The sequence below is a fragment of the Acetobacterium wieringae genome (genome assembly GCF_001766835.1).
Classification (GTDB): Bacteria; Bacillota; Clostridia; order Eubacteriales; family Eubacteriaceae; genus Acetobacterium; species Acetobacterium wieringae.
The window spans coordinates 252,441-268,610 of the sequence record NZ_LKEU01000027.1 but is presented as its reverse complement, the minus strand read 5'-3'; the positions used below and the strand labels follow the sequence as shown (position 1 = coordinate 268,610).

General features: G+C 44.1%; 14 protein-coding genes and 1 pseudogene. 3 read left to right on the top strand and 12 right to left on the bottom strand.

From position 1 onward, the window contains the following. The first annotated feature begins 88 nt into the window (after window positions 1–88). Complete coding sequence (locus ACWI_RS08085; RefSeq protein WP_070370920.1) at window positions 89–1,255, top strand: Fic family protein; 1,167 nt, start codon at window positions 89–91, stop codon at window positions 1,253–1,255. 85 nt (window positions 1,256–1,340) lie between these two features. On the opposite strand, the pseudogene ACWI_RS08080 reads toward ACWI_RS08085, so the two are convergent. The 6 genes and pseudogenes from ACWI_RS08080 to ACWI_RS08055 form a co-directional block, all read right to left on the bottom strand. Then, window positions 1,341–1,733, bottom strand: a pseudogene (locus ACWI_RS08080) (methyl-accepting chemotaxis protein); the annotation flags it as partial. Next, window positions 1,639–2,358 carry a uroporphyrinogen decarboxylase/cobalamine-independent methonine synthase family protein gene (locus tag ACWI_RS19355; protein WP_070370918.1) on the bottom strand — a complete coding sequence of 240 codons (720 nt, stop codon included), beginning with the start codon at window positions 2,356–2,358 and terminating at the stop codon, window positions 1,639–1,641. The gene ACWI_RS19355 and the pseudogene ACWI_RS08080, both read right to left, overlap by 95 nt. 407 nt (window positions 2,359–2,765) lie before the next feature. Beyond that, window positions 2,766–4,922, bottom strand: a complete 2,157-nt coding sequence (locus ACWI_RS08070) for a HelD family protein (RefSeq protein WP_070370917.1) — start codon at window positions 4,920–4,922, stop codon at window positions 2,766–2,768. Between the two features lie 280 nt (window positions 4,923–5,202). Beyond that, window positions 5,203–6,180: a uroporphyrinogen decarboxylase family protein gene (locus ACWI_RS08065; RefSeq protein WP_070370916.1), complete on the bottom strand. Its 978-nt coding sequence runs from the start codon at window positions 6,178–6,180 to the stop codon at window positions 5,203–5,205. A gap of 54 nt (window positions 6,181–6,234) precedes the next feature. Then, window positions 6,235–6,864, bottom strand: coding sequence for a corrinoid protein (locus ACWI_RS08060; RefSeq protein WP_070370915.1), 630 nt, complete (start codon window positions 6,862–6,864; stop codon window positions 6,235–6,237). Window positions 6,865–7,033: 169 nt separating this feature from the next. Next, window positions 7,034–7,831 (bottom strand): methyltetrahydrofolate cobalamin methyltransferase, encoded by a 798-nt coding sequence (locus ACWI_RS08055; protein WP_070370914.1) that lies wholly within the window; start codon window positions 7,829–7,831, stop codon window positions 7,034–7,036. 319 nt (window positions 7,832–8,150) lie between these two features. Here ACWI_RS08055 and ACWI_RS08050 point away from each other — a divergent pair, with 319 nt between their 5' ends. Next, window positions 8,151–8,810: a TetR/AcrR family transcriptional regulator gene (locus ACWI_RS08050; RefSeq protein ID WP_070370913.1), complete on the top strand. Its 660-nt coding sequence runs from the start codon at window positions 8,151–8,153 to the stop codon at window positions 8,808–8,810. Between the two features lie 103 nt (window positions 8,811–8,913). On the opposite strand, the gene ACWI_RS08045 is transcribed toward ACWI_RS08050, so the two are convergent. The 6 genes from ACWI_RS08045 to ACWI_RS08020 all read right to left on the bottom strand — a co-directional run bounded on the left by ACWI_RS08045 (window position 8,914) and on the right by ACWI_RS08020 (window position 13,453). Next, complete coding sequence (locus ACWI_RS08045; protein WP_070370912.1) at window positions 8,914–9,960, bottom strand: DMT family transporter; 1,047 nt, start codon at window positions 9,958–9,960, stop codon at window positions 8,914–8,916. A gap of 100 nt (window positions 9,961–10,060) precedes the next feature. Continuing rightward, a complete protein-coding gene (locus ACWI_RS08040; protein ID WP_070370911.1) occupies window positions 10,061–10,495 on the bottom strand; it encodes a TIGR03943 family putative permease subunit in 435 nt (144 codons plus the stop codon). A gap of 12 nt (window positions 10,496–10,507) precedes the next feature. Next, window positions 10,508–11,329, bottom strand: a complete 822-nt coding sequence (locus tag ACWI_RS08035) for a metal ABC transporter permease (protein ID WP_070370910.1) — start codon at window positions 11,327–11,329, stop codon at window positions 10,508–10,510. After that, on the bottom strand, window positions 11,326–12,027 hold the full coding sequence (locus ACWI_RS08030) for a metal ABC transporter ATP-binding protein (RefSeq protein ID WP_070370909.1): 702 nt from the start codon (window positions 12,025–12,027) through the stop codon (window positions 11,326–11,328). Before ACWI_RS08030 ends, ACWI_RS08035 begins: the two co-directional genes overlap by 4 nt. Beyond that, entirely contained in the window at window positions 12,024–13,022 is a 999-nt protein-coding gene (locus ACWI_RS08025) for a metal ABC transporter substrate-binding protein (protein WP_242871595.1), read from the bottom strand. The genes ACWI_RS08030 and ACWI_RS08025 overlap by 4 nt, the downstream gene beginning before the upstream one ends. Further along, entirely contained in the window at window positions 13,019–13,453 is a 435-nt protein-coding gene (locus tag ACWI_RS08020; RefSeq protein WP_070370907.1) for a Fur family transcriptional regulator, read from the bottom strand. Before ACWI_RS08020 ends, ACWI_RS08025 begins: the two co-directional genes overlap by 4 nt. 218 nt (window positions 13,454–13,671) lie before the next feature. On the opposite strand from ACWI_RS08020, the gene ACWI_RS08015 reads away from it, so the two are divergent. After that, a complete protein-coding gene (locus ACWI_RS08015) occupies window positions 13,672–16,125 on the top strand; it encodes a diguanylate cyclase (protein ID WP_070370906.1) in 2,454 nt (817 codons plus the stop codon). Window positions 16,126–16,170: the final 45 nt, after the last annotated feature.

Sequence of the window (16,170 nt, the reverse complement as noted above, 5' to 3'; positions counted from 1 at the left end):
TAATCTTAACACCTTGACGAAATTGTGCTGATCTCATATACTGATACTAATTGATACTAATTTGTATCAGTAGAAAGGTGGCTAACCGATGGACGCAACCATTTTTACTACAATGCTTACGGATCGCAGCATGACCGATTTAAAAAAAATGCAACACAAATATTCCCCAGAACAGGTTGCCGAATTTATTTCGATCGTAAAGACGTTTTTTTATAAAAAAATTCCCCTTTCGGATTTTAACCAAAATCCACTGGTTTATCTTGAAAGCCACACCCAGATCAGCCTCAATACGCCCAAAACGCTGCTGGCGAAACGACCAGAAGGTGAGCCTTACAGTTATCAGGCGATGGCCGATGAAATTCAGTCATCCCTAATGATAGAAAACATTCAAACTTCCCGGGAAAGCATCCGTCATATTTTAAACGGCTATGCTCCCCAGACTAAAACCGACAGCCAGCTCTTTGGGATGAAGAAAGGCCTGGATTTTATCAGCGATCCGACCAATCGGATTTCCGAAGTGTCCATTCACCAGCTTTATCAGATGGCGATCGGCGATTATCTGGAAGATGAAGATAAACTACTGCCCGGCTCTTACTATCGTCATGACGCTGTCTATCTGGTTGGCGATAAGATCGAACATCAAGGCCTTTCTGCCGAGCAGCTGCCGAAATACATGACAGAACTGGTCAAATTTATTAACAGCGATCCCATGAATGATCTGCTCAAAGCCATTGTCATCCATTTTTATCTGGCCTATTTACACCCTTATTTCGATGGAAACGGCCGAATGGCCAGACTGATGCAGTTGTGGTATCTCGTTAGCTGCGGGTATGCTGCGACAATGTTTACTCCCTTTTCGAACCATATTGAAGCCAGTAAAAATAAGTATTATCGGGCTTTTTCTCTGGTCGAGGCGAATGCCAAAATCAGTGGACTACTCGATATCACACCGTTTTTTGACTATTTTATTGAGAATGTTTATGCCCACCTGTCCTCTAATGAACCAGTGCAAGGGCGGTATCTGGAAACCTATGAAAAATTATTGTCGGAAGGCCGCATCACGGAAAAGGAAAACGATCTGTTTCGCTTTGTGCTGACTGCCTATGGACAAGATGAATTTTCAACCAAACAGCTGGAAAAAGATTTCCGGAAGGCCGCCTATGCGACCATCCGCAGTTTTGTTCTGAAATTCAGCGCTCTGGGGCTCTTAAAAAGCCAAAAATATGGCAACCGCAACCGCTACCGTTTACCATGAGCAAGCCTAAAGGCTCATTTGGGACACATATGATTTTTTCCAATCTGCCCACAGGTATTTTTTCGCAAGCTTTCCGCACATCATCTTACTGATTTCGCAACTCAAACAGCCCAATGCTCTGTTTCAGCAGCTCGGCCTGACCGGACAATTCCTCACTAGCTGCCGCACTTTCCTCGGCGGTGGCGGAGTTCTGCGAAACAACCTGGGCGACCTGACCGATACCCTGGTTGATCTGGGCAATCCCGGTTGCCTGTTCATTGGTGGCCAGCGCAATATTGCCTGTCAAATCGGTGACTTTTTCAATACCGGCGACAATCTCATTCAGGGCTTCGGCGGTAGCGTTGGCAATCTTTGTCCCTTCCCGGACTTTGGTAATGGAACCTTCAATCAGCCCCGTTGTCTGTTTGGCCGCTTCGGCACTGCGGGCCGCCAGGGTGCGCACTTCTTCGGCCACCACGGCAAAGCCTTTCACATGCTGCAACCACTTCGTTGGGCTTACGGCGCATATCCAACGAAAGTCCTTTAAACCCCCGTAGATAATCAAAGATATAATCAAGTGGGGGATAAGCAAAACCACCGACCATAATCGGCATTTGAAATTCGGTTTTGAGTTTTTCAGTCAATTGACCCTGAACCATTCCTTTTACCTTCCAGTGATCGACCAGCGATTTAATGGCGGCATATTTCTCTTCAGTTGTTCCGGCCAGTTTTTTCGCTTTTCTGGGCAGCATTTTGTTAAAAATATAGCCTTCCGGATCGGCAATCAATTCCGGATATTCATCCGCCTCCATAGGGCTGATCTCTTTGTGCTGAATGGTTACCCCATCTTCCGAAATAAAATGACTTTCACTGCCAATGCACTTCGCACTTTTGGCATCAAAAGCATTGCCAGCAGTAAAAATGATATCCGAATAAAGATCTTTGTGAATGCTGCTGTAATATTCAATTTCTTTTTCAGGTTGATCTTCCATCTCCTGAATAGTTCCTCCGGCGTAATGTACTGCATAGGTTCCAATCATTGAGAGAATTGGCACCTTATCCGGCTCCTGATGATTGACCGTCGTTCTGACCCGATCAATTCTTTCCTGATAGCTATCGCCCATTTGTTTCCTCCATTTAGTTAGATTTCATTTGTCTGATTCTTTTCTTGAATCGAAATGATGACGCTGTAAACTTCCAACAATTCCTCATGAATGCTCGTCGTTTTCATTTATATCGGTATATTAACAAATTTCGAGGAAATCAAACTACCTTTTAAAACGTGTTCACTGTATTTTTTTGTAAATACTAATTAATTTATGATTAGACATGTGATCAACTAAAAAACGGCCGCTAATGAGATCACCACTCACCAGCAGCCGTTTTATTTATGCTAAAACATTATCAAATTATTCGAGTTTAACTCAAAATGACCGCACATCTACCGCTTTATTCTTCTTTAGCTTCCCCATCCATTCTGGCAGCAGCAACGACAGCACCAGAAAAAGCAGGGTTCCAATGACCGATAGGCTTATCGATCGTCAAGCAGGGGGCTCGGTTGACCTTCCCACAGCAGATACAACCGATGCAGGGCCCGGGTACAGCTGATATAAAGCAGCCGCTGGTCTGCCTCACTCTGATAATTGGCCTGGTTGACATCACAAATAAACACCGCATCAAACTCCAACCCTTTGGACAGATACACCGGCATGATCGAGACCCCCTCAATCTCCGCCACCGTTTCATGGCGAATCAGATTGACTTGCATTTTTTTTGATAAGGCATCAAAAAGCACAGTGGTGTTTTTCTGGGTTTTTAAAATCAGCCCGATTGATTGGTAGCCTTCTTGTTTGCACTGATCGATCGCTTCCGTAAGCCGGTCAACCAGCTCCACAAAATTGGGCACCCCCAGCAACACCGGTTCTGCGCCACTACGGTTAAAACTCTCCACCGGAATCTCATCATCAATAAATTTCTTACTAAAACGCAAAATTTCGCTGGTACAGCGATAACTTTTGTTCATTGTCACCAGGGCATTTTTCTTGCGGTTTAAACGCTTTGTGATCTGCTGATAAAAGCTGAGATCTTCACTTTTTTGCAGAGTCTGGTTGATATCTCCCAAAATAGTGAGCTTGGATTTTAAAAACAAGCGGTTAATAATTTCATAATGAAGGGGATAATAATCCTGGCCTTCATCGATGATCACCTGTTTGATGGTGCTGTATTCTTTGGCCCCAAATAACCGTAAGCTTAAGTAACCCAAGGCTAAGGCATCATCATAGTTCAGGTTTTTATGAGCCAGATTGCGTTTGGTTCCTGCCAGAATTTTATTGATGCCGTCCGGCAGCTTAATCCCGGTAGCCAGTTTAAAAAAGTTGCGCTCGCTTTCATAAAGCTGTTGATACAGATAAAATGTGTCAATTTCGGTAAAGCGCATCATTTCACTGCGCAGCGAACTTTTAAGGGGACGGCGCCATTTTTGATAGACTTTTTCATTAATGGCTTCTTCCAGATAACCCAGTTTGATTTTTAAGGGCGTATCCGGATTGATTTGCAGGCGGCTGATTATTTCAGTTCGGGTAAAAATCGTTTCACCTTTATAGCTTATATCCCGGATGTTCATAAAACGCTCGGGGATTTCGGCAATAAATCGATCAAAAATTGTGATAAAATCGGCTGAGCCTTTAAAGGTCATCGCATCCCTTTTTAACGCACTCTGCGAACCATTTGATAAGACCCGTTCCAGAAAGATGTTTTTGGTCTCAAATTTTCTGTCGATCAAATCTTTAAGAACTTCGTCAAAGATAACCGTTCGAACATTTTCTTCACCCAGCTCGGGAATCACGTTCGCGATGTACTGCTCAAAGAGTTTATGGGGCGAAATGATCAAAATTTCCCGACCCTCCAGCCGGTTTGATAAGCCCTGATACATCAGATAGGCCGCCCGATGCAGGGCAATCGACGTTTTACCACTGCCCGCCACGCCTTGAACAATCAACAGGTCATTTTCCATATCCCGAATAACCAGATCCTGATCCCGCTGGATCGATTCCACAATGGTTTTCATTTTGGGCGAGGTATTGTGCGACAACAGTTTTCGGAGAAAATCATCAAAAACCTGCAGATCCGCATCAAAAAAGTACTCCAGTTGGCCATCCTTTATTTCAAATTGTCGTTTTAACAGCAGTTTGCCCTCAATCCGGCCAACCGGTGCATCATAATAGGCATTCCCCGGCGCAAAACGGTAAAAAACGCTGGCAACCGGTGACCGCCAATCATGAATAAGCAGTTTATAGACATTTTCTTTTTTAAGCGAATGGTGGCCAATATAGATTTGCTCGGTATGATCCCCCTCACTGAAGCAAAAGTCAATGCGGGCAAAATAGGGTGATTCCAGAATATTTTGGAGTTTTTTAATCTTGACTTCAGTAAATTCATAAATGGCCGTTCGTTCGGTCACCGGATTCATCGCCTGACTTAGCTCAACCAGTGCTTCAAAGCCATCAGAGCCCCAGAGATTACCAATACTATGGGAGGTGTTTTCACGTATTTCTTTTTTTGCCGCCTGAATCATTTCCCGGTTTTTATCATTCGCATTGATCGCATCATCCAACTGAAGTCTGGCCTCTGCCATGGTTTCCTCCAGTTTTTCTTCTTCAATAGACCAATCTTTTTGTTTTTCGTTCATCTCAATACCCCTTTTTATGAATCGGCAATGCTCATGCAGCAGCTTCGATTGGTAGTTTACCATAATTGGGCTATTTAGAACAGTCTTGTAGTTTTTGGGGTTCCATGCTATCATATAAGTGAAGAAAAGTTGTCTACTGAGAAAGTGCCGTAAACTTTTCTCGATCACAGTCCCAAGCGATGGTGGCAAGCCTGTTGGTTTTGCCAAGCCAACGTTGAGTGAAAAAATTAACCCCTGGATCGCCAATCTAAATACGATCCAGGGGTTTTTATACGCTTATTTAAAACTCTTCCTTGCTCATTTCATCGATGCATTCATCGATGTAAGCAATCACGCCTTCAAAGTTTTCAATTGGCAGACCGGATGTCTGGCAGGGAATGAAATATTTATGGCCGTTGGCTTTACAGGTTTCTTCCACCTGTTTTTTAACCACTTCTTTTTCCCAGCCGGGATAATCAACGGTACCGCTATGAAGACCGCCCATAAAGGTGATCTTTTCGCCGTATTTTTCAATCAGTTCAGGAATATTATTGGTGTTCATGACCCCCTGCCAGATATCAATACCTACTTCGATCATATAAGGCACTAAATTAGCTGCGTAAGAGTCACTGTGGTGGATAATCAGTTCCACCCCATTGTCTTTATAGAACTGATAGATTTTTTTGTACGATGGTACAAAGAATTCTTCAAACATTTCTGGTGAGATGAATGATGAAATCTGGCTACCCCAGTCATCATGATGAAGGATGGCTTCTGGCTTTAATTTTTCCATCATGACGGCAGCAAATTCCAGTTCATATTCAGTCAGATAGTCAATCAGTTCCTGCATCGCTTCAGGCTCTTCGTAAAGCGCCATCAGGGCATTTTCCATACCCATTAAATGATGGGTCATTTCAAAAATTCCTGGTGCAAAGAATGCTGTGGCAAATTTTTCTTTACGGTCAACGGCATTGGCATGGGCAATGGCTGGCGCCCAGGCTTCGTCGGAGGTGGCAATTGCTGGTTTTTTAACCACACTTTTCCATTCGGTAATATCCTGAATGACTGCTAGGCCATCATGGTGAACTGGGAACATTCCCAATTGTCCTTCTGGCCATTGCCAGGTAATCCCCCAATGATCCTTCCATGTCTGACCATAGTTAAATTCCAGACCCAGTGGTACTTCCATGATCAGATCAATGAATTCGTATTGCTTGACAAAACGATCCGGGTTACCACCCTTCATTGTTTCTAGTAAATTTTCTCTGATTGTTAACATTATTTCTCCTTTATATGCTATATTCAGCAAATCCTAAATAAATGTGTGTTTTAATTAAGCGCCAATCAGTTCTTTGGCTTTAGCTGCGGAGCTACCAGCATCTGGCGCATAACCGTCAGCCCCGATTTCATTGGCATATTCCTGAGTAACTGGAGCACCACCAACGATAACCTTCATGTCCGGGTAGGCCTCTTTAATGGTTTGAACTGCCTCTTTTAAAGCTGGCATAGTCGTTGTTAACAGACCGGAACAGGCAACCAAAACCACGTTATTGTTTTCTTTTACGGCTTCAACAAACTTGTCTGCTGGTACGTCGACGCCCAAGTCAACCATATCAAATCCGGCACTTTCAAGCATCATCACAACCAGGTTTTTGCCGATATCGTGAAGGTCTCCAGCAACAGTTCCCATAATGCAGGTACCCAGTGAGCTGGAGCCATCGCCGGCCATGACTGGTTTTAATACTTCTACACCTTTAGACATCGCTTTGGCAGCAATTAACATTTCCGGAACAAAGATTTCGCCAGATGAGAATTTATCGCCAACTACACCCATGGAAGCGATCATCGCATCCAGAATATCCTGTGCTTTATCACCAGCATCCAGGGCTTCCTGAACGGCTGCAGCAACTTTTTTTGATTTACCAGTTTCGACCAATACTTTTACATCTTCAATTTTTGACATCTTCAATTTCTCCTTTGATTTTTGATTTAATTTATTTACTTTTATTTAAACCACCCGGAACCTGTGTGAGTGCCGGATTTTTTGTTAACTTATCTAAATAACCGCTTATTGCTTTGCTATCGGTTTACGAAATTGTTTGGCGTAAACCGGAGCAAGTCAACGGCTGTTTTTATTTTACGAAAATACCTTCCCGGAAGGCACCAATATATTCCATGCAATATTCATCTTCGCCCATCATCGCTTCAGTGGCAAAGAGCATTCCCATCATGTCCTTGTTCAGGGGATCGAGAATAAAGCTGTCCATGCCAGCACTCATAGCCAGAACAGCAAAGGCCTGATTGGCAATCCGACGGGCTGGTAAATTGAAGGAAATATTGCTGACAGCGCCGGTGACATGAATGGTTGGATATTGCTTTTTAATTTCCCGGATGACTTCAGTAACCATGGTAATACCATCTTCCGAAGTACACAGCATTTCAATCAAGGGATCAATATGCATGCGAGAAGGGTCAATGTTATATTCCTTGCATTTTGCCATTAAGTCGGTGAACACTTCCAGCCGATCCTTGGCGGTTTTCGGGATACCCTTGTCACTGTTTAAAAGCGCAACGCATTCCCACTTGGTATCGGCCAACACCTTAAAGGCCACATCGACTTTGTCACCTTCTAATGATACTGAGTTGAACAGTCCTGGCTTATTGCAGTATTTCATCGATTCAATGCAAGTATAGACATTGGGGCTGTCCACCGCAATCGGTGTATCCACAGCATCCTGCACGATGTCGATTAACCATTTCATCGTTTCCAGTTCGATGTCATCATCCACCGAAGCACAGACATCGATAAAATCAGCTCCGGCTTCCGCCTGCTTGATGGCCAGATTCCGGATGAACTCAGCATCTTTTTCCGCAATTGCCTTCCCGGTTGAGGGAATGGCGCCGTTAATTTTTTCGCCAATAATAATCATTTTTTACTCCTTCTTTAACGTGCTGGTTTTTCGTAATCCGAAACCGATTTCACACGTTCTTAAAATTTCCCGGGTGATCAACGTTTACAACCCTATTATGATGCTTACCCTCTGCACGCTCACTGTCTGCTTTATTTTGCACCATTTCTTTTTTGATCCGTTTGAATTTAACCGGTAAAGTAATTGCAGTATAGTCTTATTTTTACGAATTGTCAATCATTATTTTACCGGTAAAGTTTTTTTCTTCACTTCTTAGTTTTGCCTTGATCTCCCCATGATTAAAGGCTACAATAAACGCATCAAGAAAAGAGAGACGCCGATGAAAAATCAAAAAGAAAACATCCTCCAGACTGCCACCAAACTTTTCTATGAGCAAGGCTATACGGCAACCTATCTGGATCAAATTGCAGATATCTGCAAAATTACCAAACCCTTAATTACTTATTATTTTAAATCAAAATCGAATTTAGCCCGGGAAGTGACTGAGAAATTTCTGATTGAGCATAAAAACAATGTGGCATTAAAACTTTATTTGGAATATTTTCGAGAAAGAGAAACCGATTTACAGGTGAGTACCGCAGTGGAAATTCGCTTATATGATCGGCTCCACCTATGTGACCCTAATGTCATGCGCTTTGTTAAGGAGCACGCCGATGAAAAGCATGACGATACCTTTTCCCGAAGTGCTGTTCATCTTTATAAAATCCACGACCGCCACTATGGCTTGAAACTAAAACGCTGTCCCGATGAAATATCAATGATTGCCCGATCGGCCATGGCTTCCTCCTTAGCGGTTAAATTAGCTTATGCCAACGGTGAGTTTAACTGCTCCCTGGAAGAATGCCTGGATTACCTGACCAGCCTTCATTTTGTGCTAATGCACATTGAGGAAAACCGCATTGATGAAATCATTGCTGAAAGCAAACACATTTTACAATTAATCCCTTTTGAGATTAAACCTTATTTTCGGGTTGTCTAATTGGTTATTTATATCTCCCGCAAATAAAAAAAACTTAGCCATGGCTGCTAGTAGCAGAACGGCTAAGTTTTTTGTGCAATTTAATAACATTTATCCGGTAACTTTAATGCAAATGCCGATGATGCACATCCGGCAGATGGCAATGGCTGTGAACCGTATTATTGTGGGTATGCTCATGACAATGCTCACCCTTAACCGGCGGATGATCGGCATGAAGATGGTGTTCATCATCATGGTTATGGCTGTGATCATGGGTCTCTTCAAGATGAGTGTGGGCATGTTCGTGATCTTCTGACAAAGCCAGCCAGGTTCCCAGAAGCATGATGGCCAGGGCCATTAAAAACGAAACCGTGATCGGTTCCTTAAGTACCAGCCAGGATATCAGAACCCCCATAAACGGAGCCGCCGCATAATAAGCACTGGTTCGGGAAGCTCCCAGCCCCCGCTGGGCTTTGACATAGAAAAAAATACTCAAACCATAAGCAACAAAGCCTAAGGACATGGCCAGAATGATATAAAGCAGGGAGCCTGACAGGTCTCCCCAGATTGCGGCAATCAGCAGCGCTCCCAGCCCTGAACCGAAACCTTTAAGGACAACCACCTGAACCGGATCTTTGATTGATAAATTCCGGGTACAGTTATTCTCAAAGCCCCAACAGATACACGCAAGAATTACAAAAACAGCCCCAATCGATAAGTTAATCGTCATCGCATCACTAATCGTCAGGATGATACTGGCCAGTGAAATAAAGCCAATGGCCATCCACATCCGTTTACCAATGGCTTCTTTAAAGAAAATCATGGCTATCACTGAGGTTGCGACAATCTCAAAATTGCCTAGCAAAGCAGCGGTGCTGGAATTGGTCAGATTGATTCCCAGTAATAGAAAAATCGGCGCTGCGATATCCAGTAAAATCATCAGCACCACTGAAGGCATTTCTTTTTTGGTAAGTCTGGCTTCTGCAGTTGCCGTACGTCGGGTTTTATTTAGCAGAGTCAACACGGTCATTCCCAGCCCAGCCCCTAGATATAAAAGCGCTGCCAGAAACAAAGGATCAATTTCATTGAGCAGCAGCTTGGAAAAGGGCGCATTCATCCCAAACAGCAGCGCTGCCAAGATTGCATACACCACTGCAGTATTTTTCTTCATAAATGACCAAACCTCCGCTTCTGAGTTTTAGTGTTGTTTACCTTATTTTACCATAAAAATTTTACCCACTTCTAATTAATTTTCTAATCCTCAGATAAGCTTAATTCAAAACGGTTTCCTGCCCCCGCTCTGCTTTTATCTCAATCTGATCCAACCGCAGAACAATGGTTTCAAGTTCATTGTTATCCAGTTTCTCAACTTTTCCCGTCACCCGAATCCAGTCGTTTGGTACCGGTTTATCGCCTTCAAATAGAATCTCAAAACCGACTATCCCATCGTTAGCGCAGCACCCTGGACCATTGCGAATGACATAGGTGTGAACCTGATTGGTTTTCGGATCAGTATACTCGTAGTACATCCCTTCCAGAACAATGGTCTTGTTCATATATTCATCTGTGTTGATATACACATCGTTGCATTGCGTAATAAACATCCGCTCACTGATCTCAACCACTTCAGTAGCCTTGTCAGTAGCGCACCCGGTCAACAGGCTTGCAAGGATTATCAGCATTAATAACCATCCGCTTTTTTTCAACCGCTGAACCTCCTAATACTTTTTCTTTAATAAACCAATGGCTGAAAAAATGCCAAACATCAGCAAATTGATCACGACCACGCTGGCCCCGGTGGGAAAAGAGAAAATAAAGGACAGGACAATTCCCGCCACAAAACAGATCACCGATAAAATAGCCGAGCTGATTACCACCTGCTTAAAGGTTTTGAACAAGCGCATTGACGTCAGGGCCGGAAAAATTATCAGACTGGAAATCAACAACGCACCCATCATCCGCATTCCCACCACAATGGTCATCGCCGTTAACAGAGCTATCAGGGTGTTGTAGCGGCTGGCATTGGTCCCGGTCGCCCGGGTAAAATTCTCATCGAAGGTAACGGCAAAAATTTTGTTATAAAACAACACATACAACACGATCACCACAATCGAAACCGCTACACTGAGAATAACATCGCTTTTGCTCATCGCCAGGATACTTCCAAACATATAATTGCAGGTATCGGTGTTCATTCCCGATGTATAGGAGATGATAATCACGCCAATGGCCAGCGAACTGCTGGAAATCAGGGCAATCGCCGCATCGCCTTTGATCCGGCTGTTTTCACTGATCCGTAACAGCACAAAGGCGGCCACCGCCACCACCGGAATGGCCACTTCCAGCGGCGACAGGTTTAACGCCATCGCCAGGGCCAGGGCCCCAAAACCGACATGAGACAAGCCATCTCCGATCATCGAATAGCGTTTTAAGACCAGACTGACACCCAGCAGGGCAGCACACAGAGAGACTAGAACCCCAACGATCAGGGCTCTGACCACAAAGGTGTACGATAGTAATTCAGTCAGCAATTCAATCATATCTTAGCCCCCATCATCCGCTGACACATCTCTGTTTTCAGGTAATCGGCGGTTGAACCAAAGAAGGCCGTTTCGGTTTTCATGTGCAGAATTTTGTTGCCATATTTGATGGCACTTTCCAGATCATGTGAAACCATCAAGACCGTAATCCCCTGGGTTTGATTAAGCCTTGCTACCAATTGATACAAATCGGCGGTCATCACCGGATCCAGACCGGAAACCGGCTCATCCAGCAGCAACAGTTTTTCGGTGGCACAGAGGGCCCGGGCCAGCAACACCCGCTGCTGCTGGCCTCCCGACAAGTCCCGATAGGATTTCTTTTGAATATCAGTGATATTAAGCTGCTTCATCTTATCAGCGGCCCGATCTTTTTCTGCCCGGGAATAAAACGGCAACAGCCCGCGCCGATTAAGGCAGCCGGAGATCACCACCTCGCCAACGCTGGCTGGAAAGTCCCGCTGAATCACTGTCTGTTGCGGTAGATAGCCGATTTCATTTGGCGCAATGCCGTTAAAGGTGATGCTGCCCTCCTGAGGTTTAATCAGTCCCAACAGACCTTTGACCAGGGTACTTTTTCCTGAACCGTTTTCGCCCACAATACAAAGATAGTCACCCTGCTCCAGATCAAAGCTGACCTTGTTCACGGCCCGTTGTCCATCATATCCGATGGTGACCCCTTCACAGGAAATTAGTTTCATTGGTTGGCCAACCCCTTTCGCAGGTTTTCGACATTTTGCTGCATAATTGAAACATAGGTTGCGCCAGCATCAAAATCGTCCTTTGTCACATTATGAACCGAATGAAGTTGCAGCAGCCCGGCTCCGGTTTGTTCGCTGATGGCTTTGGCAATATTTTGATTGCTGAGTTCGATATAATAAACATACTTAATATTATTCTCTTTGATGGTGTTCATCAGATAAGCCAAAGTGCCCGCACTGGCCTCGGTATCGGTGCTACAGCCCGGAAATGCGGCTTTATAGTCAAGCCCGAATTCGTCAACAAAGTACCGAAACGGAAAGCGATCACCAAAGACCAGCAGCTTATTGGGAGCGGCTGCCACAATCCCGGCAATTTCATCATCCACGGCCTGAATCTGAGCCGTATAGTCAGCGGCATTCTGGGTATAGACAGCAGCATTTTGGGGATCAATTTCAGCCAATGCCGCAGCGATTTCATTGACCATTAAGATGGCATTTTTAGGTGAGGTCCAGATATGTTCGTCATACTCGATTTCTTCCTCAGCCGGTTCGGTTTTATTTTGAGTCGTTTCAGGGGCCACTTCCTCTTCTTCAGCCTCCATCCCTTCCACCGTTTCCTCTTCAACCGGTTTAACCGCATCCATCAGCCGAATAATTTTCTTATTGCTGGTATCCATGGATTCCAGAATGGTGCTGACCCAGGCATCATTCTCGCCGCCAATGTAGATAAATACATCCGCTTCCTGAATTTTTATTATATCTGCCGGTGAAGGATCATAGGAATGAACTTCAGCAGCTGGTTTTACCAGCATCGTCAACTCAGCCTGACCCCCGGCAATCGCTCTGGCAAAATCATAGACGGGAAAAATAGTCGTGACAATGCTGATCTTTCCTGCACTCTCGGCGTTTTTTGCCGCTGTATTCTGGGCACAGCCGGTTACACCCACTGCCAAAACCAGTAGAACCATAAAAACAACAATCTTTTTTCGCATCATAATGCCTCCGTATGGTTTTTTTTATCTGAACAGCCTTTACATAAACCATAAAAAACTGTTTTGAATGAATTAATATCAAAGGCGTGGTGTTTCAACACATGGGTGTAGAGATCATTCATGTAGCCACATTCCAGATGAATCAGGGTTCCGCAATTTTCGCACTTCAGATGAAAATGCTCATGGCAATGGGCTTCATCGCCGATATACTGAAAACAGGCACTGGTTACTCCATCGATGATATATTTTTGCAGTTCGCCCTGTTCCACCAACTTGTCAAGATGTCGATAAATGGTTGTTACGCCCACCGGTGTGCCCTGCTTTTCTAAAAATTCGGCAATCATAGTGACAGTAATGTGCTGATTTTTTTTGGAAATCAAATACTTCAGGATTGTATCCTGTTGCTTTGTTTTGTAGTAAGACGGTTTTCCCATTTTTTCCCCCGCTTAAAATGAATTTGAAAATCATTTTCATATTACATCAAAATCCCACCGCTGTCAAAGCAATTTGAAAATCATTTTCATATTAGTATTTTTTAACGATCGCTGTTTCTTTTTATCAAATCGGGATATAATAATCATAAATAATCCTTTTTTAAAATGCGGGCATCTGTTGTTACACGTTATCCGTCTTCATCCGATGAGAGGCAACTATGAATATCGATCTGGCTACCATTGCCCTGATTTTAGTAATTTCCAGCGTCTTTCAGGCAATCTTTATCTTTTTTTTGTCGTCCAAATATCCCGGCGTTGATCACTTTGGAGCCAGCTGCTCCTTTTTTGCCCTGGGGTTTCTTTTTGTGATGCTTCAGGGCAGTAGCGATAACGGCCTGGTCACGGTTGTGATTGGAAACGCTTTGCTCCTACTGGCACTGATTTTTCAGTATCTGGGCTTGGTGAATTATTTAGATCTGCCGGAAAATAAATGGCTTCCATCCATTGTTTTCGGATTTTGTCTGGTCCTGCTTATCTATTTCGAGTTTGTATTTAACAGCATTTCGCTGCGCATCTTTTTTGTCTATTTATCCTTTGCTACGATTGCTCTGCTGATTGCCACCACCCTTTTTAATATCCGAAAGCCCCCCTTCCCCCGCCAAATTCCGCTGCTCTTTATGATGTATGCTGTCATGAGTGTTTTTTCCGGTTTTAGAGCCATTTTTGCTTTGTTTTCCGCTCCGATAAGTAATGCCCTGACGCCAACTATTTTTCAAATTTTTTCTTTTTCCGGCGCCTTTATCTTCAACATCATTGTGACCTTCACTTTTATTGTCATGAACAATGAACGGATGAGTGCCGATATTCGCACTGCCAAGGAGCAGTTTGAGCAAATCTTTAACCTCAGTCCCGATGCCAGTCTGATCACCAATCTGCCCAACAGCAAAATTATCAATTTCAATCTTGGCTTTTTAAATTTTACTGGCTTCTCCCGGGAAGAAGTTGAAAACAAGAGTTTATTGGAGCTGAATCTTTACGAACAGCCCGCCGATCGGGAAAAGCTGCTCAAAGCCATCACCGACAATCAGTCTGTTGATGACTACGAATTGAATTTTCGCACCAAAAATAATGATATCCGCATCTGTTCCGTTTCTGCTAAAATTATCATCATGAACAACACCCCTCACATCATCAGCATTATTAACGATATCACTGAACGGAAGAAAGCTGAACTGGCCCTGATTAAAAGCGAAGAAAAATACCGTTTCCTGACTGAATTTGCCTCTGATGTTATTTGGCTTTTCAATCTTACCCATAACACATTTACCTACATGAGCCCCTCAATTTTTCAGTTGCGGGGTCTCACGCCCGAAGAAGCGATGGCCGAAAATCTGGCCGACTCGATGACGGCCGATTCCCTACAGCGGGTTCGGGCAAACCTCAAAAAAAATGTCCAAACCTTTATTGCCAACCCCAAAGCTCCCAATACCTACCTGATTGAAATCCAGCAGCCCTGCAAAGATGGCCGCCTGATCTGGGTTGAGGTTTCCACCAAATACCGCTACCATGCCAGTGGTGATATTGAGTTGGTGGGAGTCAGCCGCAATATTGACAAACGCAAAAAAGCCGAAGAAAAAGTGCTTTATTTAAGCTATCATGATCAGTTAACCGGACTCTACAATCGTCGTTTTTATGAAGAAGAGCTCCTCCGTCTGGATACCCTGCGAAACCTGCCAATTGCCCTGATTATGGCAGATGTCAACGGGCTCAAGCTGATTAATGATGCCTATGGCCACCAAATGGGGGACAAGATTTTAAAAGAATTTGCCCAGATCTTAAAAAGTGAATGCCGCCACGATGAAATTGCCTCACGGGTGGGCGGCGATGAGTTTGTGATCCTCTTTTCAAAAACTGACCGCAACAGTGTCGAAACTATTGTTAAGCGACTCAATGCTGCGATCAGCAAGGTCCGAATTGACAACATCATCCTATCTGTTTCGATGGGCTTTGCCATTAAAACCGATCCTCATGACGACCTGACCGATGTTTTTAAACACGCCGAAGATGCCATGTATCAACATAAACTGACTATCAGTCCCAGTATTAAAAAAGCCACCATCGAATTAATTGTCAATTCCATTTACGAACGGAACCACCAGGAAGTGATTCATTCCCAATTAGTCTGTGATTACTGCCAGGCCATTGGCCGAGAACTGGGCTTGGAAACAGAAGCGCTCAATCAGCTCGGCCTGGCTGGATTGCGTCATGATATTGGCGAAATTGCCATCGACGCTGCCATTTTAAACAAGTCTGAAAAACTCAGCGATGCCGAATGGGCTGAAATCAAGCGCCACCCTGAAATCGGCTACCACATTCTCCGTTCCGTCACTGAATTGGCTGAAATTGCCAAATTTGTGCTGGAGCACCATGAGCGCTGGGATGGTAAGGGCTATCCCAAAGGTCTGAAAGCCAATGAAATAACCTTACAGGGTCGGATCATTGCCATTGCCGATGCCTACTGCACAATGACCACCGAGCGGCCTTATTGCCGGGCCTTGACTGATGAAGAGGCGATCATCGAAATTAAAAAATGCGCCGGTCAGCAATTTGACGAACAGCTGGCCCGGACTTTTGTCGAAAAAGTGCTTAAGAAAGAATGGCCAAAAGCATAAAAAGCCAATAACTTACCATCAAACAACGCATCAAGATGGCTAAGT